We start from the raw sequence: 19,335 nt of genomic DNA on the forward strand, positions 1-19,335 counted from the left end.
GGGTTCGGTATTCAGGCCGGGGCAGTCTCGGCGGTCGCGTGATGAAGGGCGGCCATAACGGCCGCTGCACCGGTCGCACGCCGCGCCAGCGCCGCGATGGTCTCGTGCGCTTCGCGGGTCATTTCGTCGACGATCTGCGCCGCCGGTTTCAACTCGCGGATCTTGCCGGCGCTCTGGCCCGCGGTCAGGCAGAGCTGGTCGAGGTCGCCCTCCATGTCGCGCGTCGGCAGGTATACGGAGAAGCGCGGCAGCGACACCTCGCCATCCGGCGTGCGCAGGGTTCCTGCGGTCTGGCCGGCGGTCGCGGCCATCGCCTCTTCCTCGCGGCCGGCCCATTCGTCGGTGGCGGCGTTGCGGATCACACGCATGGGCTGGAGCGGCATCTCGGGGCCGAAGAGCGTGGTCGAAAGCGTGTCTCCCACGTCTGCCTCCAGCACCCGCGCCTTGTAGCCGTCGTTCGCGTCGGCTTCGCGGCTCGTCAGGAAGCGCGTGCCGCACCAGACGGCCTCTGCCCCAAGCGCGAGCGCGGCCGCCATGCTGGCGCCGTCGGTGATGCCACCCGCGGCGATCACCGGGATCGGGGCGACGGCGGCGCGGACGGCGGGCAGCAGGTTGAAAGTCGTCGCGACCGAGCGGTTGTGGCCGCCGCCCTCGAGCCCCTGCACGATGATCGCCTCGGCGCCGAGGGCCTTGGCATCCAGCGCCTCTTCGACGGAACCCACCTGCATCCAGAAGGCGCTGCCGCCCGCCTTGATGCGCGCGACCTGGTCGCGCGTGGGGTTGCCCCAGAAGACAACGCAGAGCGCGACACCTTCCTCGGCCAGCACGTCGAGATGTGCGTCGGTGATCATCGGCGCGAGCAGATCGACGCCGAACGGCTTGTCGGTCTTCTCCTTCACCGCGCGCACCATGGCGCACAGGGCCTCGGCGGGGGCGACGTCGGCGCCGATCATGCCGAGCCCGCCCGCGTTCGAGACGGCGGCGGCGAGATCGGGCCGGGCGACCATGGCCATCCCGGCGTTCAGGATCGGGGTCTTGAGGCCGAAGCGGCGGGTGATTGCGGTGTCGAACATCAGGGTCTTTCCTTTTCACGAGGCATGAAGAGGGCGGCCGGCCAAGCGCCATGCGCCGCCCGTTGAGTTCGGTCAGTTTCTGCCAGAGTTGCCCGGCGCCGCGTCAGGGGAGGAACTGCGGCGCCGGGGCTTGCGGGCTCAGACGGGGGTCGTCTCGTGCCGCATCAGGCGCCAGCCGAAGATCCCGATGAGGAAGAAGCTGACGTTTCCGGCGAAGTCGAGGAGCATCCAGGCGGTGAACATTTCCGCCACCCAGACGAACCACGCGTTGAAGATGAAGAACGGGATCGAGGCGAGAAGCCCGAAGCCGAGGAACGTGGTTGCCGTGAACCGCGAGAGCAGCATGAGCGAGCCGCAAAGGATCGCTTGCGCGCCGAAACAGCCCATGAGGAGCGCGGTGGTATCGCTCAGGTGTTGATACTCGGGCTTCAGCGACAGCTCTTCGACCATGTGGGGTGTCAGAAGGCACCAGCCGCCGAGGCCGAGGAACACCAGAGCCTGAGCGGTTTTCATCACCTTAGCCGTGCGTCGGGTCGAGGAGTTGGCGGTGCCGTCGAGGGTCATTGCATGTGTCATTGCGGGGGTTCGCAGTCCTTGCAGATCGAGGCGCCATTCGTGTCGGTGCCGTTTCGTGTCACGGCCTAACTACCTCGAAACGACCCCGGGCCCCTAGGACAAGGACCCGACAGTTTCTGCCATTGGTGTCAGTCTTCCGGCGTCGACCGGCTGCGCAGCGCGCTCGGGGTCTTGCCGAAGGCCTTGACGAGCGCGCGGCGGAGGCTTTGCTCGTCGCGCAAACCGGACCGTTCGGCCACGCGCACCAGCGGCAGGGCCGTCGTCTCGATCAGCTGCCGCGCGCGTTCGGCCCTCAGCATCTCGACAAGTTTCGCGGGCGTCGTCCCTGTCCGCTCCACGAAGCGGCGCGCAAAGTTGCGGGGGCTCATGCCCGCCAGATCCGCCAGATCGGCCACCGTGACCTGCACGTGCAGGTTCTCGCTCAGCCATTGCAGCATCCCGTCGAACCGGTCGCTCGCCTCCATCTGCATGACGAGTGCTGCCGACAGTCGGCTCTGGCTCGATCCGCGCCGCATCGGCAGGAGGCCCGCCTTGGCGATGGCGAAGGACATCGCCCGCCCGCAATCCCGCTCCAGCACCTCGAGTGTGAACTCGACCGCAGGCATGGATCCCGCCGTGGTCACGATTGGCCCGTCCTCGACCCAGAGCGGGTCAGGATCGAACTCCACCTCCGGAAACTCGGCCCTGAAGACTTGTGCTGCGACCGTATGGATCGTCGCGCGCCGCCCCCGCAGCAGACCCAGCCGACCGAGGATCAGGGCGGCAGACCCCACGGCGACGATGCGGCAGCCGCTGGAGGCAACCGTCGCCATGGCCCGCGCAAATCCCGAATCGGCCGCGAGCCGCTCCTGGTTCTCCGGCGCGGCGCTGCCGATGTAGAGCAGGTCGAGCCGCGCCCCGAGGTCGGAGAGAGCCTTCTCCACAACGATCTGAAACCCTGACCACGTCGTCACCGGACCTCGCTTCAGCCCGACGACCATCGTCTCGTAGCTGGGGCAGGCGAACCCTTCCGCCTCCGCAATCACCGGTGCGAGGCGGAACATGTCGATCTCCCAGAGGATGTCGCTTGCCGCCATTCCCTCGTAGACGAGGAACCCGACGCGGCGGATCGGCTGTATCTGACCGCTCCTTGACACGGTGCGACGATCTCTCTCTGCGTTGCAGATGCTCCCGATTGGGGATTTCCAGAGAAATCATCGCGCAGGGCCGCAAGCCAGTCCATCCCTTGCGTCCGTCTTGGCAGGATTTGATGCCAACGAGTCATTGGAAGCAGCGCTTGCCCATGTGCAGTGTCGGCCTCGGATCGAAGACGCGTCTTCTAAGTCGGTCTGATTCACTTGCCGACGCGTTTCAAACAAGAGAGCCACCTCCCGATGCTTTTGCCGACTTCGTCCCGCGCCGATCCCGCAACCCATTACACGTGGGGAGACGGCTGCGATGGCTGGCGGCTGCTCGAGACGCCGGGTCTGAGGATCCGGGAAGAGCGGATGCCGCCCGGAAATTCGGAACGTCCGCACCGGCATCTGTCGGGTCAGCAGGCGTTCTACGTGCTTTCGGGCGTCTTGCTCATCCGTCTGGCGGACGACACGCGCCGGCTTGGTCCGGGTGATCTCCTCGGCATTCCCGCCGGCGTTGCCCACGAGGTCCGGAACGAGAGTGGCGAGCCCACCCGGTTTCTCGTCATCACCGCGCCGGCGGTCGAAGGGGATCGCGAAGAGATCGGATCGCTTGCCGGGAACGCCAGCGCCAGCGCCGGGCCGGTCCTGATCCGCCCGGCCACGACGTCCGATCGCGGCGCCCTGCACGCGCTCTTCACCGACTCGTGGCTCACCTTCTGGGCCCCGCATCTGCCGCCGGAGGCCGAGGTGCGGTTTCGGGCCGAGGATCCCGTCGCGCGGTTTCTCGACGCGTCACTCGACCGTATCGAGGTGGCCGAACTGGGCCCTGATGTGGTCGGCGCGATCCGCGTCGAGGACGACTGTCTCGAAGATCTTCATGTGGCGCGCGAGTTTCAGGGGCGTGGGATCGGGCTGCGCCTGCTGCGTCAAGCCGAAGCGCTCGGCTCTCGGCACCTTGAGGTGCGCGCCTTCAACGAGCGCGCGATCCGCTTTTACGAACGCGCAGGCTGGATGCGGCGGCGGACCTATCCTACGACGGAGATGGGATTCCCCACCTTGTCGCATGAATATGTCGCTCCGCTGAAATGAGACCGCGCCCCGCCGCCCGCCTGCTGGTCGTCGATCCGGATGACCGGGTCTTGCTCCTGCAGTTCAATCACCGCGACGGCCCCTTGGCCGGGCAGGTCTATTGGGCCACGCCGGGCGGTGCGCTCGAGCCGGGCGAAAGCTGGAAGGATGCCGCCCTGCGCGAACTCGCGGAGGAAACCGGGCTCGCCGCCACGGACCCCGGCGCGCCTGTCCATGCGCGCGACTTTCCCCTGCAGATGCCGGACGGCTCATGGGTCGAGGCGCAGGAGAGGTTCTTCCTCATCCGCACCGACAGGACCGACCTGAGCCTGTCGGGCCGGACCGTGCATGAGCGCGAGGTACTTGACCGCCACAAGTGGTGGCGCCTGAACGACCTGGACGGGACCACCGACACCGTCCATCCGGGGAACATCCCCGGCATCCTCCGGCCACATCTGCTCGGGCACCTCGGGTTGCGGCTAAGGCCCTACGAGGCTGACCGGGATCTCGAGGGGTGCATGAGCCTGTGGCGCGCGGCCTCCGAGGCCGGGCATCCGTTCCTCGACGCCGCGACGCTGAATGCGGATGCGGCGGTCATCCGTGACACCTACATGCCGGCCGCCGAAATCACCGTCGCGGAGCGGGATGGCGCGGTGATCGGCTTCATCGCACTTCTGGGCGACCTGGTGGGCGGGCTCTTCGTCGATCCTGCCGCACATCGCTCCGGGGCGGGCCGCGCCCTGATCGGGGAGGCCCTTCGGCACAAGGGGCGGCTGGCGGTCGAGGTCTACGAGGCCAATGCGGGCGCGCGCGCCTTCTACGCCGCCTGCGGCTTCGCCGAGACGGGGCGGCGCGACACCGACGACCACGGACGCGCGCTGCCGCTGATCCGCATGACGGCGACGGACGGAGACCGGACATGACCGCACTGACAGCCCTCGATGGGGCCGACTGGTTGAACCCGCCGCCCGCCTGGAACCGGGCAGCCGAGGCCCTGACCTTGGAAACCGGCGAGCGCACGGATTTCTGGCGCGATACGCTCTACGGCTTTCGTCGCGACAGCGGCCATGCGCTGCTGGTGCCGGTCGAGGGCGACTTCACGGCCCATGTCGGCTTCGACGGTGACTACCAGGCGCTTTACGATCAGGCTGGGGTGATGCTGCGCCGGGACGAGGCGCACTGGATCAAGGCGGGGATCGAACTGTCCGACGGGGTGGCGAACCTTTCGGTCGTGGTGACGCGGGGGGCTTCGGACTGGTCCACGGTGGCGCTGGGACCTGCGCCCGGGCCGCAACGCCTGCGCCTGACGCGGACAGGCGGCGCCGTCGTGATCCAGGCGCGCAATGCCGCGAACCGCTGGCAACTCCTACGGGTGGCGCCCTTTTCCGAGGGGCCGGCGCATGTCGGGCCCATGGCGTGTTCGCCCGAGCGTGCGGGGTTCAGAGCGCGCTTCAGCGAGTTCACCCTCGGCCCCGCCGTCGCCTCGGCGCTTCACGACTACACCCCGGCCTACTAGGGGCCCTCGCCGTCAGACCACCCGCCGCACCAGCGCGGACCTGCGCGATAGCGCCGTCAGTCCGAAGGCCGCGAGGGCCGTAGCGACCACGGACACCGGCAAGGCCACGCCATGCGGCACGCCCGTGCCATCGAGCGCGCGGCTAGCAGCCACCAGGATCGGCGCGTGCAGGATGAAGGCGCCGTAGCTGTTCGCCGCGGCCCGGGTCCAGAACACCTTGACGCGATCGCCGCTGCGCTGGGTCCAGTGGACGAGCGCGGCGATGGTGCCAAGGGCGACCAGCGGCTCCCAGAAGGCATAGGAGATAGCGGCCAGCGAAAAGCCCGTTTCGAAGCGGGGGGCATCGGTCGACAGCAGCACGGCCGGCAGAACGGGGAGCGTCGCCAGACCCACGGCCATGGAGCGCCACAGGCTGCGCGCCGGTAGACGGTCGAGCCAGCCGTTCCGACCCGCCTGCACGCCGACCACGAAGAGAACGACGTAGGATGCGAAATAGCCAAGCTGGAAGCCCGCGACCGTCGCGCCGACCGGCACGACCTGCCGGATTGCGAGGGCGGCGAGGCCAGTGAGGAGCGCGAGGCCAAACCAATTAACGAAGGGCGGCACGGGCCGGGTTTCGCCAACGTGTCCAGGCCAAACGGTGAGGACGATCGAGAAGACCAGCAGGGCCGCCGGAAACCAGAGTGGGCCAAGGATGAAGCTGGCCTGCAGGATACGTCGGCCCGTCTCCGCGAGGATGTCGCCAGGAGGGGCGCTGGCCAGCGCGGCGGTCAGTGGTCCGAGCACGAAGCCGAACATAAGGACCGGCAGCCCGAGCCGAAGGACGCGCTCGGACAGGAAGGCGGCCGCACCCTTCCGGTCCAGCGATCTCGGCGCGAGCGCGCCCGAGAGCATGAAGAACAGCCCCATGAAAAAGGCCTGGTTCACGGCAGCGAGGAAGGTGAGCGGTATGCTCGTCGCCTCGGTAGCCTTGAAGAGCCAGCTGCCGCTCGCACCGTAGGTGATGGCGGCGTGGTGCAGGATCACCAGCAGGATGAGGCCCGCGCGCAGCCGGTCGATCCAGACGGCGCGGGTGAGGGACGGGGCGGGTCGGATTGCGGTGATGGTGGTCATGGTCGCGCCTTGCTAAAGAGCTGGCGCCACCCATGCAGAGGAAGTGCGCCCCCGCACAGCACCAGTCGTCATCGATTGATGGGAGCCGGTTCGGGTTTATCCTCCGTCGCCCCTGTCCAGAAGCCGGAGCAGCGTCTCGGCGAAGCGACGGGCATCGCGGGCGTTTGCGGTGCCGAACCCGATGACAAGCCCCTGCACGGGAGCATCGAGGAAATAGTCGGACAACGAAGACACGGCAAAGCCGGCGTCGTTCAGCGATGCGCGCAGCGGGCCGTCATCCGCCACCTCCGGCAAGCGGGCCGTCAGCTGTAGGCCGCCATCGGGAGCGGAAAGCTGGACGCGGTCCCCGAGCGCCTCGGTCAGCGCCGACGTGACGAGCCGCAGGCGCTCGCGATAGGCCGAGGAGATCGCCGCGACATGCGCGCGGTAGGCTCCCTGCGCCATGAACTCCGCCAGAGCCGCCTGTGCGTGGACATTGGCCGCGAGGCCCAGCCTGCGCTGCACCGCCTGAACGGCGTCGGCGCTGCCCTTGGGCGCCACCAGCCAGCCGATGCGCAGACCCGGCAGCAGGCTCTTGGCGGCGCTGCCCAGATAGACGACATGACCGGCGTCGGGCAGCGCCGCCAGCGCGGCGATGCCTCTGCCTTCCCAGACGAATTCGCTGTCGTAGTCGTCTTCGACGATCATCGCACCAGTTGCGCGGGCGGCCTCGACAAGGGCAAGGCGGCGCGGCATCGGCAGGCGCACGCCTGTGGGATACTGCGTCGAGGGCGTGAGATAAATCAGCCGAACAGCGTTCAGGTCGGCTGCTGCGGGATCGGCACCCTGCGCGTCCACCGGTAGCGCGCGGCAGGTCAGCCCGGCCGCCTCGAACGTCGCGCGCGCGCTGACATAGCCGGGGGTCTCGACAAGCGCGATCTCGCCCGGATCCGCGAACGTGGCTGCGGCGATCATGAGGCTCGCCTGCGTTCCGGGCGTCACGACGATATCCTCGGGCGAGCAGATCAGACCGCGATGGCGGTGCAACTGGTCGGCCAGGACCTGGCGAAGTTCAGGAAGGCCCTCGAAATGGGCGTAGCCCTCGGCCCCGTCCTGGCGGTGCCGCGCGGCGCGGCGCAGGACCCGGCCCCAGGCGTCGGCGGGAAACAGCGCCGGATCGGGCGAGCCGGGGGCAAGCCGGCCTTCGGACAATCCCCGGCGAAGGGTCGTGCCTGCGGCCCGCGCGCGATCCGACAGGCGGACGGACGCTGTAGAACCGGACGCCCGTCCGAGATCCAGTGCCGCCACGCGCGGCAGCGTCCCGGGCCGGACCTCGATCACCCCCTCGGCGGCCAGAAGCTCGTAGGCCGCATTCACCGTGTTGCGCCCGACGCCGAGAAGGGCGGCGGAGGCGCGCGAGGACGGCAGGGCCTCACCAACCGCAAGCCGCCCCTCCAGAACCGCCGTCCGAATGCCGCGATAGAGCTGGGCGACCAATGTCTCGGACGCCGAAGGGTCGAGTGTCACAAGACTCGCAAAGACCTCTGGTTCCATGAAACGCCTTCCGACTGGCTCCTCCATGGGGCCAGATCATGGGGCAGAAGGCGCCCACCCGAAAGAGGAGGATGCGCCATGACCGACCAGCCCCGCTTCAACCGCGCCCGCAACCCCAAGCGCGCGCACTACGACGAGGCGACGGTCCACGCGATCCTCGATGCCGGGATGGTCGGGCACGTCGGCTTCGTCGCCGAGGGGCGGCCGATGGTGATGCCGATGGCCTATGCCCGTGGCCCGGGATTCCTCTGGCTGCACGGCGCGTCGAAGGCGCGAATCGTGAAGCTGGCCGACGGGGCACCCCTGTCGATGACCGTGACGCTGCTCGACGGGATCGTGGCCGCGCGGTCGGGGTTCCACCATTCGGTGAACTACCGCTCGGCAGTGGTGCACGGGACCGGCCGCGCGGTGACGGACCCCGAAGAGCTGGACAGCGCCCTTCAGGCCATCACCGAGCATCTGCTTCCCGGCCGCTATGCCGAGATCCGCCCGATGACCGCTCAGGAGCGCAAGGCCACCGGCGTCGTCGCCCTGACGATCGAAGCGGCAAGCGCCAAGGTCCGCGGCGGCCCGCCCGTCGATGACGAGGGCGACCATGCGCTCGGCCTCTGGGGCGGTGTCGTACCGGTGGTCACGGCGCTCGGCCGGGGCCTTCCCGACGCGCACACGCCGGAAACGCTGCCCGAGCCGCCCTCGATCGCCCGCGCCCGCGCGCGGTTCGCCCTTTGACCGCATGATAAACCTTAGAGGAACCGAACCCATGACCTTCGCCGATACGACCTTCGCGACCCCTCGCTTCATCTTGCCCCTGAGGGACACCCTCTCGAGCCTCTGCAACCGTCACCACACGGCGTCCGCCATCGCTCATCTCGATGACCGGCTGCGCGTCGATGTCGGTCTGCCCCCGCGCGGCGAGCGCACGCTCCTGCCGCACGAAGCCGCGGCGCGCGCCGCCATGATGGCGTGGCGATAGGCCGAAAAGAGCGTTACCGGAGCACCATCACCGTGAGACACCTTCTTCTCTCCACCTTCCTTGTCGGGGCGGTTCTGATCGGCTCGACCGTTTCCGTTTGCGCCGAGGACGACGCTATGACCCGTTGGACAGATCCCGAAAACCGCTTCGTTCTCGCCTGGCCCGAGGGATGGCATCTCGCCGGGTCGGGATCCCTTGTGGAACTGACCAGCCCGGAGGGTGACATCGCGCTCTGGTTCGGTCTGTCGGACGCAAGCGACCCGGCGCAGGCGGTCGGTGCCGCATGGAGCGCCGCTGGCGAGACTGTGCCCGCCCCGCACGCCGTTGTCCCGGCCCCGCCCCGCGATGGGGTCGAGGCGGCGACGGCCTTCGCCTATCCGCCCGAGGGCGACGTGATCCGGCAGGCAATCGTCGAGAGCCGCGGCGGCCGCCTGCATGTGACACTGATCCGCGGAACGCTGGCCGCGCTCGAGCGGCGTGGCGCGCAGGTGAACATCGCCGTGACGGGGTTCCAGCCTGCCGATGCGGCGACTGTCGATCTCGCCGGTATCGCGTCCGATGACCTCGATGCGGCGGATCTGGATGCGCTGGCCGCCTACGTTCAGGAGAACCTGACCCGCTTCGACGTTCCGGGTGCCGTCGTCGCCGTGGTGCAGGGCGGCGAGGTGCGCATGCTTCGGGGTTTCGGCGTCCGCGCCGTCGGGACAAGCGATGCGGTGACAGCGGACACCCGGATGATGATCGGTTCGGTCGGCAAGTCGATGACGACGCTGCTGATGGCCCGGCTGGTGGAAGAGGGGCGCCTGTCCTGGGACCAACCGGTGCAGAGTGTCCTGCCGGGCTTTGCCGTCGCCGATCCGGAGCTGTCCGAGACGATCACCGTCCAGAACCTCGTCTGCGCCTGCTCGGGCGTGCCGCGCCGCGACATGGAATTCCTGTTCAACGCGGACAGCCTCGATGCCGAGACGGTGATCGGCTCTCTGGCCGGGTTCGAGTTCTTCACCGGGTTCGGCGAGGCCTTCCAGTATTCCAACCAGCTGGTCGCGACGGGCGGCTGGGTCGCAGCAGCGGCCAACGGGGCCGAATGGGGCGCGCTCGATGCCGGCTACGCGCGGGTTCTGGACGAGCGCCTGTTCGCCCCGCTCGGCATGACTCGCTCGACGCTCGACTTCGCCGCGGTCTTGGCCGACCCCGACACGGCCCGTCCCCACGCCCCTCATGGCTCGGGCGCACGGGCCGCGCTTCCCGTGGAAACCGAAGCCGCGCTGCTGCCGGTCGCCCCTGCTGGCGCTCACTGGTCTACCGGAGCCGACATGGCGCGCTACCTCCAAGCCTTGCTGGCCATCGGCGGTGAGAACGGCATCGTCTTCCCTGAGAGCCTCGCCCATCTGACCGCGCCGCAGGTGCCGGTCAGCGCGACCATGTCCTACGGCCTCGGCTGGTTCGTCGAGGACTGGAAGGGCCAGCATCTGATCCACCACGGCGGCAATACCTTCGGCTTTACGAGCGAGGTGGCTTTCCTGCCCGAGTCGGGGGCCGGCATCGTTATCCTCACCAACGCGGGCCGGGCGAACGACTTCGTCCAGGCGGTCCGCGCGCGGTTCCTCGAGGTCCTGTTCGACCTGCCTGAAACCCACCATGCCGGCGCCCTGATTGCCCGGGCCGAGGCCGACCGCCGTGCCGCGGACTGGGCCGGCGCGCAGACGATCCCGCCCGAGGTGGCCAGTGCCGCCGTGGGACGGTATCGGTCGAGTGTCCTGGGCGAGGTGGCCCTGCGGCGCGAGGGCGACCGGCTGATCTTCGACATCGGGGAGATGGCGGGCGAGGTTCGCGTTGACCCCGCAAGACCCGAACGCTGGATCGTCTGGGAAGGGCCGCTTTTCACCATGCCGCTCGCTTTCGATCCGGCGACACGGTCGCTGATCTTCGGCGAAGGCGCTGCGCAATACGTGTTCGAGGTGGTGCAATGATGTCTGCCAAAGGTGTCCTCCTGATGCTCGCGGCTCTCGCGCCAATGGCACTCTTTGGCTCGACCGGTCACGCAGCGGCCGAACCGGTCCGCCCGGGCGCCGAGCATTGCGTCGTCAACGTCTCGCCCGACGATCTGCTGAACCTGCGCGTCGGTCCCGCAACCGGCCAGCGTGTCGTGACCCGCTTGCCCTATGCGACCTGCGGACTGACCGTAACCGCAGCGTGCCGCGGCAACTGGTGCCCGGTCGAGGACGGCCACCATGCCGGCTGGGTGCACCGCCGCTACATCGCGGCGGTGTCGCACCCGACGCACTGCCTCAGCCCGCTCACGCAGCCGCAAGTCGTGGCACTGCGGGCGTGGCCCTCAGATGGCTCGCGCATGCTGGCACGCCTCGTTCCGCAAAGCTGCGGCATCGCCCTTCTGCCATATCAGGTAGAAGGCTGGCAGAAGATCCGCCAGGGCGGATGGGAAGGCTGGGTCCGGCTGTCGGATTTCGTCCTTGTCGATGGATGAAGCCATGAAGTCCGCAAGAACGGCTCGAGTGGGTCTCGGCCGTCCCGCCGCGCGCAACTTAATCCAACGACCCTGCAAACCAGGGGGATCACGAAAAGTCGCACCGGGATTGCGCGCAGAATGATCTAGTCGATTCCTCTCCGTAACCCGGTCGCGACCTCAATCGAAATCATAGCCACAAGAACGCCCCGCACGGGCGCGTGCCCGCGCGGTCACGATGTTTCTTCTGCTGTGCCCTTTACTGGCAATCGGGCTTCAGATTGCGCCGAAGGACCGTCTCCGTGAAGCCGCAGCGCAAGATATTGCGATAGGAATGCTGCGGGTCTCCCGGGGCGGGGGCACCCGTGCAGGTGTGGACACGGGGGATGCCGAGCGCATCGGCTGTCGCAAGGCGGTGGCGCAGAAGCGCCCGCTGGATGCCCCGGCCGCGGAAGGCCGGGGCGGTGGCGCCCCAGTCGCACCAGCCGATGCCGCCCGAGACGAACAGCGCGCCGGTGCCAGCGACTACGCCGTCGATCCGGGCGACGAAAATCTGCCAGCGCGCGTCCAGGCACAGGCGCGCGATCCAGCCCTCGGCGACCGGGCCGAGGTCGAAGGCGGCGCAGACGATCCGCGCGACGGCCTCGGCGGTCGGACCGGGGGCGACCCGCGCAATGTCGATCGCGGGGGCATCCGGCAGCGGGGCGCCACGCATGCGCAGGAACTTCTGCCACGGGCGGGCCTCCGTGAAGTCCGTCGGCACGGCGGTGCCGCCGTCCTTCGGGACGTGCAGGAAGAACCGTGCGACGCTCGCCCTGCGATAAGGTTCGGCTGCTGCGGAGACCTCTGCGCCCTCGCACAGGAAGGCACGGTTTACCACTATGGCGGAGGCGGGGAGCGCGCCGGCGACCGACGCCACGGACCCGGCTGTCTCGTGCCAGTCGAGCCGCAGGTCGCGGCGCTGGTCGGGCGTCGCGGCCTCGTGCAGGCTCCGGAGCGCCAGCCGCTCGATGGCCTCGCCCTCGGTCAGGAGATCGGCGTCGAGATGGGCGGGTGAAAGGGAGGAATGGCAGGTCATGCGGCGATCCTCTTGATGCACAGACGGTCACGGAAGGCAAGGTTCACCGGGCTGTGCGGGCGCAGCGCGCGCCGTTCGGCCACCAGCGCGTCGGCCATGTCGGAGAGTCCCCCGCGGAGCGCGGCCTCGGTCAGCGTCCAGTCGATCACGTCCCGCTGGGCGTGGCTTCCACCAAAGACGTTGACGATGTGTCGCGCCGACCAGAGCCGCTCGGCCGCGCTGGCATGGTCGCCCCGGCGGAAGGCGCGGAAGCCTTCGATTAGCGGCCGGCCTGTCCGGAGAACCCAGTCCGCGGTCTCGCTGCCATTCGCAGAGGCCATCCGGGCAAGCAGCCGCTCGACCTCGGCCTCACGCCCGGCGCCCAAATGGGACATTGCGGCGTGTAGATCGTTGAAAGGGTAGAGTTGACCGTCCGACAGCGCCTCCCAGCGGGTGGATAATGCGCCGAACCGGTCGCCGACATCCACACCCATGAGGTCGAGCCGCCACAGAAGCGCCGACGCATCGACGAGGTCCATAGCGGCGCCGCCTTGTTGGATCGGACCGTCATATAGCGCCAGTGCCGCCTGCGGCTCGCCCAGTTCGATGTGGCAGAGCGCCCGGTGCCACCAGTTGTGGACCTTCAGGAAGTTGCTCTCTTGCGCCCAATGCGCCTCCCGCGACGTGATCCAGGCGAGTCCATCGGCGGCTCTTCCCTCCATTTCCATCACATGGGCCACCGCATGATGCGCCCAGCAATCGCTCGGGTTCGCCTCGACGGCTGCACGGCCGATCTCTTCGGCCCGGGCGTAGGCGCCGGTCTCCTCCAGCCCGAAGGCGTGCATCCCGAGCACGAGGGAGTGGCCCGGCACCCTGTCCCAATGCGGCAGTGCGCGGGCGATCCTGTCGCGCAATGTGCGCGCGTCGGCCCGCAGGAAGTCGAGCAAGTGCCCGGCCTGCAGCGCGATCAGATCGCGGGGGAAGCGCAGCGAATGGTGCTCCATCGCGCGGGCGGCCTCGGTCCAGTTGCCGGCAAGCGCGGCCTGCAGCCCGGCGAGGTGCCCTGCCGTGCGGTCGTCGGCGGCGAGATGGGCGACCTCGGCCAGCGACGCGCGGGCGGCGGCGGCGGCCTCGGGTTCGGTGGCCAGCGTGAAGCACCAGGCGCGGGCGAGATGGATCATCAGGCAGTCCGGCGCCTCGGCGGCGGCGGCGTCGAACAGGCTGACCGGGTCACCGGAATAGGTGGCGAAGGCCTCGCAGCCGGCGTCGAACAGGTCGCGTGCCGCGGGCGTGGCCCCGGCGAGCGGATTGGATTGTGCATCGTGTATCATGCTTGGCTCCGAAAAGGGGATAGGGGCCTTCTGGGCCCGATCGGCGATGGATGTGCCTGATCGGGAGCTTGCACTCTACTGGTGGCATGGTCAGGTTTGCCCCAATTCCGATTTCCCCAATCAGTTCAGGGTGCTATCGTTTACTGGATGGGGCCGCGTTCACGGGCCTCGACCCCGCACGCATCTGAAAACCGACCAGAGGTACAGTTTCGATGACCGGCGCACGCATGTCGAAGGGAGAGGCGACACAGCAACGGCTTCTCGATGCCGCCCAGCGCTCGATCCTCGAGAAGGGCTTCACCGCCACCTCGATCGACGAACTGATCGTCGAATGCGGTCTGACCAAGGGCGGCTTTTTCTACCACTTCAAGGACAAAAACGATCTCGCGAAGGCGCTCCTGCGCCGATACATCGCCGAGGACGAGGAGGTCTACGACCGCATCTTTGACCAAGCGAGGGATCTCGTCGACGACCCTCTGCAGGTGTTCCTGCTGGGCCTGAAACTGCTGGCCGACGTGATGGGCGACATGCCGAACGGCCATCCGGGCTGCATGGTTGCGGTCTCAACCTACTACGAGCGGATGTTCGACCGAGAGCTGCGCGAGATCAATACCGAGGCAGCTTTGCAGTGGCGCCGACGCTTCCGGGGGATGCTGGACGAAATCGGCACCCGATACCGCCCCCGAGAGCCCGTCGACCTCGACGAGCTGGCGGATCTCGTTTCAACCGTGCTGGAGGGCGGGATCGTGATGGCGAAGGCGCTGCATGACCCGGCCTCGCTGAAGCGTCAGATCCTGACGTTCCGGGCCCTCGTGCAGGCGCTGTTCGTGCCCATTCCGGAGGGCTGACGCGAACCCCAGACCCCTCGTGGATTTCTTGACCCGTGCAGCTGACGTGGACGAGCCGAGCAGTGCGGGAAAAGACGGTGAAAGCAGCTGATACAGTTCGTTGCCAGTCGCGATAGAACCGGACGACCACCCGAAACCTCATTCCCGCCAAATAAAACAATGGCTTAGCCGATGGAGAAGGTTCGACCCCGGTCCCGTTTCCTCCCGAGATGCGCCTCCGGTCGATGTACAGAACTGCGCAACGAACGTTAGGCAGGTGTGTACATGGTCAGAAATGCTGCCCCAAATCCGAAGCTTGTGGCCTACAAGCGGGTCTCGACGGCACGGCAGGGGAAGTCGGGACTGGGGCTCGAGGCGCAGCGGAAGGCCATCGACGCCTACGCCGCGACCAAGGGCGGCATGATCCTGGCGCGCTTCACCGAGGTGGAGAGCGGTCGCAAGAACGACCGGCCTGAGCTTGAGAAGGCGCTGCAGCTGGCGCGGATCACGGGCGCGACCCTGGTCATCGCCAAGCTCGACCGGCTGAGCCGGAACGCGGCCTTCCTGCTCACGCTGCGGGACGCCGGTGTCAGGTTCGTGGCCTGCGACATGCAGGAGGCGAACGACCTGACAGTGGGCATCATGGCGCTGGTCGCCCAGCAGGAGCGGGAGGCGATCTCGCGGCGAACGAAGGAGGCGCTGGCAGCCGCAAAGGCCCGCGGGGTGAAGCTGGGCAACCCGAACGGAGCAGCAGCGCTCAGACGGGCAGGGAAGGGCGGGGCCGCGTTGCACGAGACCGTTCGCCAGAATGCCGACGAGCATGCGGCTGCGTTGGGGCCCGTGGTCGAGGCGCTTAGGGCGGAGGGCCATACCACGTTGCGAGGCATAGCTGATGTGCTCAACGCCCGGGGCATGATGACAAGGCGGGGCGGCCGGTGGCATGTGTCGAACGTCAGGAACCTGCGAGCGAGGTTGACGGTCTCGTGAGCCCCTGTAGCGGACGTGCGGGCAGCACGCAGCGAATGGCAAGAAGGAGCCCGAAGTGTCCGTCTCCTTTCTGAGACACTACGACCGCTAGGCATATCGAACGGCACGCACGCCGTCGTCGAAATGGACATGCCTAGAGCGGAACGACGTTCCCTCGATGACCTCGGGCCGGCTGATCCGGTCCATGCGGAAATGGCGGAAATCCCCGCGCGCCGGGTCCCAGGCGACGAGGTACCACAGCGGCGGCAGGATCAGCATGGCCTGGGGTTCCACCTGCCGCTCGGTTTCGGCACGCTTCGCGTCGCGATAGCGGAACCTCATGCACTGCCGCTCCAGAAACGACGTCTCGAACGCGGTTAGCAGGGCGGGGTCCATCTCTCCAAGGTTCGACGTGTCGATCTCGGGGGCCAGGGGGCCGACATAGAGACAGTCCAGAAGGCGGCGCAGATCGCGGAGCCTATCGGGTGGCAAGGCCTTCTCGATCTTGGCGAGCCCTGCATCGGCGACGCCTGAGAAGGGAAGCGTTCGGGCGGCCCGCATGCTCGACACGCCGATGATGAGAGCGAACACCTCGGCGACCGAGAGCCGCGCCGTTGCCTGCACGGACCCCGGATCGAGGTACACCCCGCCACCGCGGCCCTGTTCGGCGTGGATCACGTAGCCCTCGTCGCGCAGGGCCGAGAGGTCCCGCAGGATCGTGCTTCGAGAGGCGCCGACCTCTCGGACCAACGCGTCGATGGTCGTCGTCCCGGTGCGGCGCAGGGTTCGCACGATGGCGTCTTGGCGACTGCGGCTCTTCATGTCGGATGTCTACCACAAAAAGGTGTCAGATTTTGGATTGTTTTTGGCTTAAGCGGAGGTCGAGGCAATCAAGCAAAGGAGTAGCTGCCATGACCATCACTTCCCATTTCGCCACGCCGACGAAGATCACGCTCGGAGATATCCAACTCGAGGTCTTCGAGGCCGGTAGGGAGAACCGGGGAAACCCGATCGTGCTGTGCCATGGATGGCCCGAGCATGCCTATTCCTGGCGTTACCAGATGCCGGCGCTGGCAGCGGCGGGCTACCACGTCATCGTGCCGAACCAGCGGGGCTTCGGGAACTCGTCCTTCCCGGCGGCGGTGGAAGACTACGACATCGCACACCTGACGGGCGATCTGGCCGCGCTTCTTGATCATTTTGGGTATCGGGACGCCATCTTCGTCGGCCAGGATTGGGGCGCGAACGTCGTCTGGAGTATGGCGCTCCTGCATCCCGATCACGTGAACCGGATCATCAACTTGGCGCTGCCCTACCAGCCCCGCACCCCGATTCCGTGGATCGCGTTCATGGAAAGCGTGTTCGGGCCCGACAATTATTTCGTCCATTTCAACCGCCAGCCCGGTGTCGCGGACGCAGTCTTCGATGCGAACACCGACCGCTTCCTGCGCAACCTGTTCCGCAAAAACCTGCCGCCTGTGCCGCCCGAGCCGGGGATGATGATGATTAACCTCGCAACCGCCGCAGCGCCCGCAGGCGATCCCGTGATGAGCGACGCGGATCTCGCCGTCTTCATCTCAGCCTTCAAGAAAGTCGGCTTCACGCCAAGCATCAATTGGTACAGGAATATGGATCGCAACTGGCACATTCTGGCGGATGTGGACCCCGTCGTCCGGCATCCGGCACTCATGATCTACGGGACGCGGGACATGATCCCACCATCCGAGAACCTCGCGGATTTCGTCCCCAACGTTGAGGTGCTCAGCCTCGACTGCGGCCACTGGATCCAGCAGGAGAAGCCCAACGAGACCACTCGGGCGATCCTGGACTGGCTTGCGGTTCGGCAGGCGGCCTAGGCGGCGTTTCGGTCCATCGGCGGGCGCGAATGCAATTCGTTCGCGCCTTGCCTTGCCCGTGATAGGGTCAAGGTGCATGCGACCTGCAAGGCGTGCTCGTGCAGGAACGACCGTGACGAAAGGACAAGCTGTCTGTCATGCAGGCCTTCCGCCGCATCGTCGAACGAGGCAGCTTGGCGGGGTATCGAAGTGTTTGTTCTGGCGGCGATCCTACTGAGCGGCTGCCCAACGGGCGCTTCTGACGGCGCTGGTCCGAAGGCGTATCCTTCGGTTGTTGAGTATAGGAGTTCCAGGCGCAGGCAGACGAGGAACTGGCTCTGCTGCCGGAAAGCACTTCGATCGCGGAGATGTTCGCTCACTACGCGGTTTTGCGGCAGCAAGCACGCAGGAATTCTTTGGATTAGGTCCAAGGGTGAGTACGTTGCTCTGATGTGCGCAAGTCAGCGCTCTCGGTCTCGAGCCGGAACTTGAGGAACTTGGCCCCGTCGTACTCGATCTTGCCGATCGGCCGGGCACCGATTTTTTCGAGTGCGCCAAGGTTCTTTCGGGAGGGTGGCAGAAGAAACGTCACGAAAGGGATGCGCGCGTCCGCAACTGCAAAGTCGATAGCTTTCCTCGCGATCAGCCTCCCGAGCCCGAAAGCGTCTGGCCGCAGCACCAGTCCGAAATCCCACTCGTCTCCTTCCCTCTGGAAACCGCCCCATCCGACATATCGGCCATCGGCCAGGAAGGCCCAATGGCCGAGCCCGTCTCGGGCCCAGCAGGCTTCCTTCATGGCGACGAACTTGGCTGCTGCGGCTTCGTCCCAGCCCGAGGTCAGCAGCGGCATGTGCTCTGCCACGCGCGGATCGGACATGTGGTCTGCGATTTCCGCCGGCGCGATCTCCGACAGACGAACGAATGCGATTTCACGTCTCAAGAGGGCCTCCTCCGGTGCCGTCCCGTGGACTCGCAGGTCGTGTAGAGCAGACTTTCGTGCATGTGCAGCTCACAGGTTCCAGGAATGAGCTGAGCGTTCGGTCGTTCATGGTGCTGGCGCCGTGGTTGTTTCTGCTTCATCGCCGTGACGAAGGATCGTGAACCCTTCATCCGCCGCGGGTTCCGTGAAGTAGCTCGTGACTTCGTGAAACAGGCTGTCTGTCACGACGAACGGGTGATCGCCCGAGCTATTGCGCGCGCGCAGTCTCGCCAGGCAGACCTCGTCCGAGACGTCGAGGACGTGCAGCACGTGTGCGACACCGGTGGTCTCGATGATTTCCCTGAACCAGCGGCGCTGGCCGGGCGTGTTCGCCGGGAAATCGAGGACGATCGACACGCCCGCCCTGAGGAGTGTCGTCACGTGCGGTTTCATGGCCGCCTTGATCCTGCGCGAGCATGAGACGTAGTCTTCACGGGTCTGCATCTCTTCTCCGAACAGGGCGTTCAGCCATGCGTCCTCGGTGATGAGGACCGTGTCTGGCTTCGCGCTCAACCTGGCCGCCAATGTCGATTTTCCCGAAGCGATCTTGCCGCAAAGAATGTGCAGTTCGGGGCTTCCGCTGGGCATCAATGTCGTCTCCCTTGATCCTTTACCTACGGCGCAAAGAGCCTTCGCAATCCCTCGGCGCACCTCGACTTGCACTGGCGGTCAAGCGAAGTGCCCCAACCATCGGCCCAGTCGCTCTCCGAACTCAGTGACTCCGGCCAGCATCACGAGGGCGGGCACCGGCGCCACGGCCACGGCCGCGCAGGCGAGAAACGCCGGATAGGTGAACGTCCGACTGTAGCCCACCGCCATGGCGATGCCGCCTCCGCCACCGATGGCGGTGTTGCCCGGCATGTTGATCAGCAAGGCAAGGGCAAGCCAACGAAAACGCATCAATCC

General features: G+C 67.2%; 20 protein-coding genes and 1 pseudogene. 10 read left to right on the forward strand and 11 right to left on the reverse strand.

What is annotated here, in order from left to right; all coding sequences use genetic code 11:
• Positions 1–11 precede the first annotated feature (11 nt).
• The 3 genes from P6F26_RS18150 to P6F26_RS18160 all read right to left on the reverse strand — a co-directional run bounded on the left by P6F26_RS18150 (position 12) and on the right by P6F26_RS18160 (position 2,785).
• The gene (locus P6F26_RS18150) at positions 12–1,073 is read right to left on the reverse strand and encodes an NAD(P)H-dependent flavin oxidoreductase (protein ID WP_278030119.1); all 1,062 of its coding nucleotides are present in this window, start codon (positions 1,071–1,073) and stop codon (positions 12–14) included.
• A gap of 138 nt (positions 1,074–1,211) precedes the next feature.
• Positions 1,212–1,586: a hypothetical protein gene (locus tag P6F26_RS18155; RefSeq protein WP_278030120.1), complete on the reverse strand. Its 375-nt coding sequence runs from the start codon at positions 1,584–1,586 to the stop codon at positions 1,212–1,214.
• Positions 1,587–1,777: 191 nt separating this feature from the next.
• Positions 1,778–2,785: a GlxA family transcriptional regulator gene (locus P6F26_RS18160; RefSeq protein ID WP_278030121.1), complete on the reverse strand. Its 1,008-nt coding sequence runs from the start codon at positions 2,783–2,785 to the stop codon at positions 1,778–1,780.
• Positions 2,786–2,986: 201 nt separating this feature from the next.
• Here P6F26_RS18160 and P6F26_RS18165 point away from each other — a divergent pair, with 201 nt between their 5' ends.
• From P6F26_RS18165 to P6F26_RS18175, 3 genes are read left to right on the forward strand one after another with little or no spacing between them, the layout of a single operon-like run.
• Complete coding sequence (locus P6F26_RS18165; RefSeq protein ID WP_278030122.1) at positions 2,987–3,856, forward strand: GNAT family N-acetyltransferase; 870 nt, start codon at positions 2,987–2,989, stop codon at positions 3,854–3,856.
• Positions 3,853–4,758: a GNAT family N-acetyltransferase gene (locus tag P6F26_RS18170; RefSeq protein ID WP_278030123.1), complete on the forward strand. Its 906-nt coding sequence runs from the start codon at positions 3,853–3,855 to the stop codon at positions 4,756–4,758. Before P6F26_RS18165 ends, P6F26_RS18170 begins: the two co-directional genes overlap by 4 nt.
• The gene (locus P6F26_RS18175) at positions 4,755–5,351 is read left to right on the forward strand and encodes a DUF1349 domain-containing protein (protein ID WP_278030124.1); all 597 of its coding nucleotides are present in this window, start codon (positions 4,755–4,757) and stop codon (positions 5,349–5,351) included. The genes P6F26_RS18170 and P6F26_RS18175 overlap by 4 nt, the downstream gene beginning before the upstream one ends.
• Before the next feature lie 12 nt (positions 5,352–5,363).
• Here P6F26_RS18175 and P6F26_RS18180 read toward each other — a convergent pair whose 3' ends face one another.
• Together P6F26_RS18180 and pdxR are read right to left on the reverse strand one after the other, a co-directional pair.
• On the reverse strand, positions 5,364–6,464 hold the full coding sequence (locus P6F26_RS18180) for an acyltransferase family protein (protein WP_278030125.1): 1,101 nt from the start codon (positions 6,462–6,464) through the stop codon (positions 5,364–5,366).
• A gap of 96 nt (positions 6,465–6,560) precedes the next feature.
• Positions 6,561–7,997 (reverse strand): MocR-like pyridoxine biosynthesis transcription factor PdxR, encoded by a 1,437-nt coding sequence (gene pdxR, locus P6F26_RS18185; protein ID WP_278030126.1) that lies wholly within the window; start codon positions 7,995–7,997, stop codon positions 6,561–6,563.
• A 78-nt stretch (positions 7,998–8,075) separates the two neighbouring features.
• Between pdxR and P6F26_RS18190 the strand changes: the two genes are divergently transcribed.
• The 4 genes from P6F26_RS18190 to P6F26_RS18205 all read left to right on the forward strand — a co-directional run bounded on the left by P6F26_RS18190 (position 8,076) and on the right by P6F26_RS18205 (position 11,455).
• Positions 8,076–8,726, forward strand: a complete 651-nt coding sequence (locus tag P6F26_RS18190; RefSeq protein ID WP_278030127.1) for a pyridoxamine 5'-phosphate oxidase family protein — start codon at positions 8,076–8,078, stop codon at positions 8,724–8,726.
• Between the two features lie 31 nt (positions 8,727–8,757).
• Entirely contained in the window at positions 8,758–8,970 is a 213-nt protein-coding gene (locus P6F26_RS18195) for a hypothetical protein (protein ID WP_278030128.1), read from the forward strand.
• A 116-nt stretch (positions 8,971–9,086) separates the two neighbouring features.
• The gene (locus P6F26_RS18200) at positions 9,087–10,940 is read left to right on the forward strand and encodes a serine hydrolase domain-containing protein (RefSeq protein WP_278030129.1); all 1,854 of its coding nucleotides are present in this window, start codon (positions 9,087–9,089) and stop codon (positions 10,938–10,940) included.
• Positions 10,941–10,963: 23 nt separating this feature from the next.
• Positions 10,964–11,455, forward strand: coding sequence for an SH3 domain-containing protein (locus P6F26_RS18205; RefSeq protein WP_278030130.1), 492 nt, complete (start codon positions 10,964–10,966; stop codon positions 11,453–11,455).
• Positions 11,456–11,693: 238 nt separating this feature from the next.
• Here the strand turns inward: P6F26_RS18205 and P6F26_RS18210 are convergent, their stop codons facing one another.
• Together P6F26_RS18210 and P6F26_RS18215 are read right to left on the reverse strand one after the other, a co-directional pair.
• Positions 11,694–12,512 carry a GNAT family N-acetyltransferase gene (locus P6F26_RS18210; protein ID WP_278030131.1) on the reverse strand — a complete coding sequence of 273 codons (819 nt, stop codon included), beginning with the start codon at positions 12,510–12,512 and terminating at the stop codon, positions 11,694–11,696.
• Positions 12,509–13,822, reverse strand: coding sequence for a tetratricopeptide repeat protein (locus P6F26_RS18215; protein WP_278030132.1), 1,314 nt, complete (start codon positions 13,820–13,822; stop codon positions 12,509–12,511). The genes P6F26_RS18210 and P6F26_RS18215 overlap by 4 nt, the downstream gene beginning before the upstream one ends.
• Positions 13,823–14,034: 212 nt before the next feature.
• Here P6F26_RS18215 and P6F26_RS18220 point away from each other — a divergent pair, with 212 nt between their 5' ends.
• Positions 14,035–14,670 carry a TetR/AcrR family transcriptional regulator gene (locus tag P6F26_RS18220; RefSeq protein ID WP_278030133.1) on the forward strand — a complete coding sequence of 212 codons (636 nt, stop codon included), beginning with the start codon at positions 14,035–14,037 and terminating at the stop codon, positions 14,668–14,670.
• A 264-nt stretch (positions 14,671–14,934) separates the two neighbouring features.
• Positions 14,935–15,636: a recombinase family protein gene (locus P6F26_RS18225; RefSeq protein WP_278030134.1), complete on the forward strand. Its 702-nt coding sequence runs from the start codon at positions 14,935–14,937 to the stop codon at positions 15,634–15,636.
• Between the two features lie 87 nt (positions 15,637–15,723).
• On the opposite strand, the gene P6F26_RS18230 is transcribed toward P6F26_RS18225, so the two are convergent.
• On the reverse strand, positions 15,724–16,437 hold the full coding sequence (locus tag P6F26_RS18230; RefSeq protein ID WP_278030135.1) for a helix-turn-helix transcriptional regulator: 714 nt from the start codon (positions 16,435–16,437) through the stop codon (positions 15,724–15,726).
• Between the two features lie 89 nt (positions 16,438–16,526).
• Here P6F26_RS18230 and P6F26_RS18235 point away from each other — a divergent pair, with 89 nt between their 5' ends.
• Positions 16,527–17,471: an alpha/beta fold hydrolase gene (locus P6F26_RS18235; RefSeq protein WP_278030136.1), complete on the forward strand. Its 945-nt coding sequence runs from the start codon at positions 16,527–16,529 to the stop codon at positions 17,469–17,471.
• A 400-nt stretch (positions 17,472–17,871) separates the two neighbouring features.
• Here the strand turns inward: P6F26_RS18235 and P6F26_RS18240 are convergent, their stop codons facing one another.
• From P6F26_RS18240 to P6F26_RS18250, 3 genes and pseudogenes are all read right to left on the reverse strand, one after another.
• Positions 17,872–18,390, reverse strand: a complete 519-nt coding sequence (locus P6F26_RS18240) for a GNAT family N-acetyltransferase (protein WP_278030137.1) — start codon at positions 18,388–18,390, stop codon at positions 17,872–17,874.
• A gap of 105 nt (positions 18,391–18,495) precedes the next feature.
• Positions 18,496–19,017 carry a P-loop nucleotide/nucleoside kinase family protein gene (locus P6F26_RS18245; RefSeq protein WP_278030138.1) on the reverse strand — a complete coding sequence of 174 codons (522 nt, stop codon included), beginning with the start codon at positions 19,015–19,017 and terminating at the stop codon, positions 18,496–18,498.
• 81 nt (positions 19,018–19,098) lie between these two features.
• Positions 19,099–19,335 (reverse strand): annotated as a pseudogene (locus P6F26_RS18250) (hypothetical protein); the annotation flags it as partial.

Origin of the sequence: Roseicyclus salinarum, assembly GCF_029624655.1 — a bacterium.
GTDB lineage: Bacteria > Pseudomonadota > Alphaproteobacteria > Rhodobacterales > Rhodobacteraceae > Roseibacterium > Roseibacterium salinarum.

What these genes read in the sequence shown, in the direction of transcription:
- P6F26_RS18150 (WP_278030119.1), bottom strand. Translation starts at nt 1,073, where the DNA reads ATGTTCGACACCGCAATCACCCGCCGCTTCGGCCTCAAGACCCCGATC.
- P6F26_RS18155 (WP_278030120.1), bottom strand. Translation starts at nt 1,586, where the DNA reads ATGAAAACCGCTCAGGCTCTGGTGTTCCTCGGCCTCGGCGGCTGGTGC.
- P6F26_RS18225 (WP_278030134.1), top strand. Translation starts at nt 14,935, where the DNA reads ATGGTCAGAAATGCTGCCCCAAATCCGAAGCTTGTGGCCTACAAGCGG.
- P6F26_RS18190 (WP_278030127.1), top strand. Translation starts at nt 8,076, where the DNA reads ATGACCGACCAGCCCCGCTTCAACCGCGCCCGCAACCCCAAGCGCGCG.
- P6F26_RS18235 (WP_278030136.1), top strand. Translation starts at nt 16,527, where the DNA reads ATGACCATCACTTCCCATTTCGCCACGCCGACGAAGATCACGCTCGGA.
- P6F26_RS18230 (WP_278030135.1), bottom strand. Translation starts at nt 16,437, where the DNA reads ATGAAGAGCCGCAGTCGCCAAGACGCCATCGTGCGAACCCTGCGCCGC.
- pdxR (WP_278030126.1), bottom strand. Translation starts at nt 7,997, where the DNA reads ATGGAACCAGAGGTCTTTGCGAGTCTTGTGACACTCGACCCTTCGGCG.
- P6F26_RS18205 (WP_278030130.1), top strand. Translation starts at nt 10,964, where the DNA reads ATGCTCGCGGCTCTCGCGCCAATGGCACTCTTTGGCTCGACCGGTCAC.
- P6F26_RS18170 (WP_278030123.1), top strand. Translation starts at nt 3,853, where the DNA reads ATGAGACCGCGCCCCGCCGCCCGCCTGCTGGTCGTCGATCCGGATGAC.
- P6F26_RS18200 (WP_278030129.1), top strand. Translation starts at nt 9,087, where the DNA reads ATGACCCGTTGGACAGATCCCGAAAACCGCTTCGTTCTCGCCTGGCCC.
- P6F26_RS18195 (WP_278030128.1), top strand. Translation starts at nt 8,758, where the DNA reads ATGACCTTCGCCGATACGACCTTCGCGACCCCTCGCTTCATCTTGCCC.
- P6F26_RS18175 (WP_278030124.1), top strand. Translation starts at nt 4,755, where the DNA reads ATGACCGCACTGACAGCCCTCGATGGGGCCGACTGGTTGAACCCGCCG.
- P6F26_RS18180 (WP_278030125.1), bottom strand. Translation starts at nt 6,464, where the DNA reads ATGACCACCATCACCGCAATCCGACCCGCCCCGTCCCTCACCCGCGCC.
- P6F26_RS18215 (WP_278030132.1), bottom strand. Translation starts at nt 13,822, where the DNA reads ATGATACACGATGCACAATCCAATCCGCTCGCCGGGGCCACGCCCGCG.
- P6F26_RS18220 (WP_278030133.1), top strand. Translation starts at nt 14,035, where the DNA reads ATGACCGGCGCACGCATGTCGAAGGGAGAGGCGACACAGCAACGGCTT.
- P6F26_RS18245 (WP_278030138.1), bottom strand. Translation starts at nt 19,017, where the DNA reads ATGCCCAGCGGAAGCCCCGAACTGCACATTCTTTGCGGCAAGATCGCT.
- P6F26_RS18210 (WP_278030131.1), bottom strand. Translation starts at nt 12,512, where the DNA reads ATGACCTGCCATTCCTCCCTTTCACCCGCCCATCTCGACGCCGATCTC.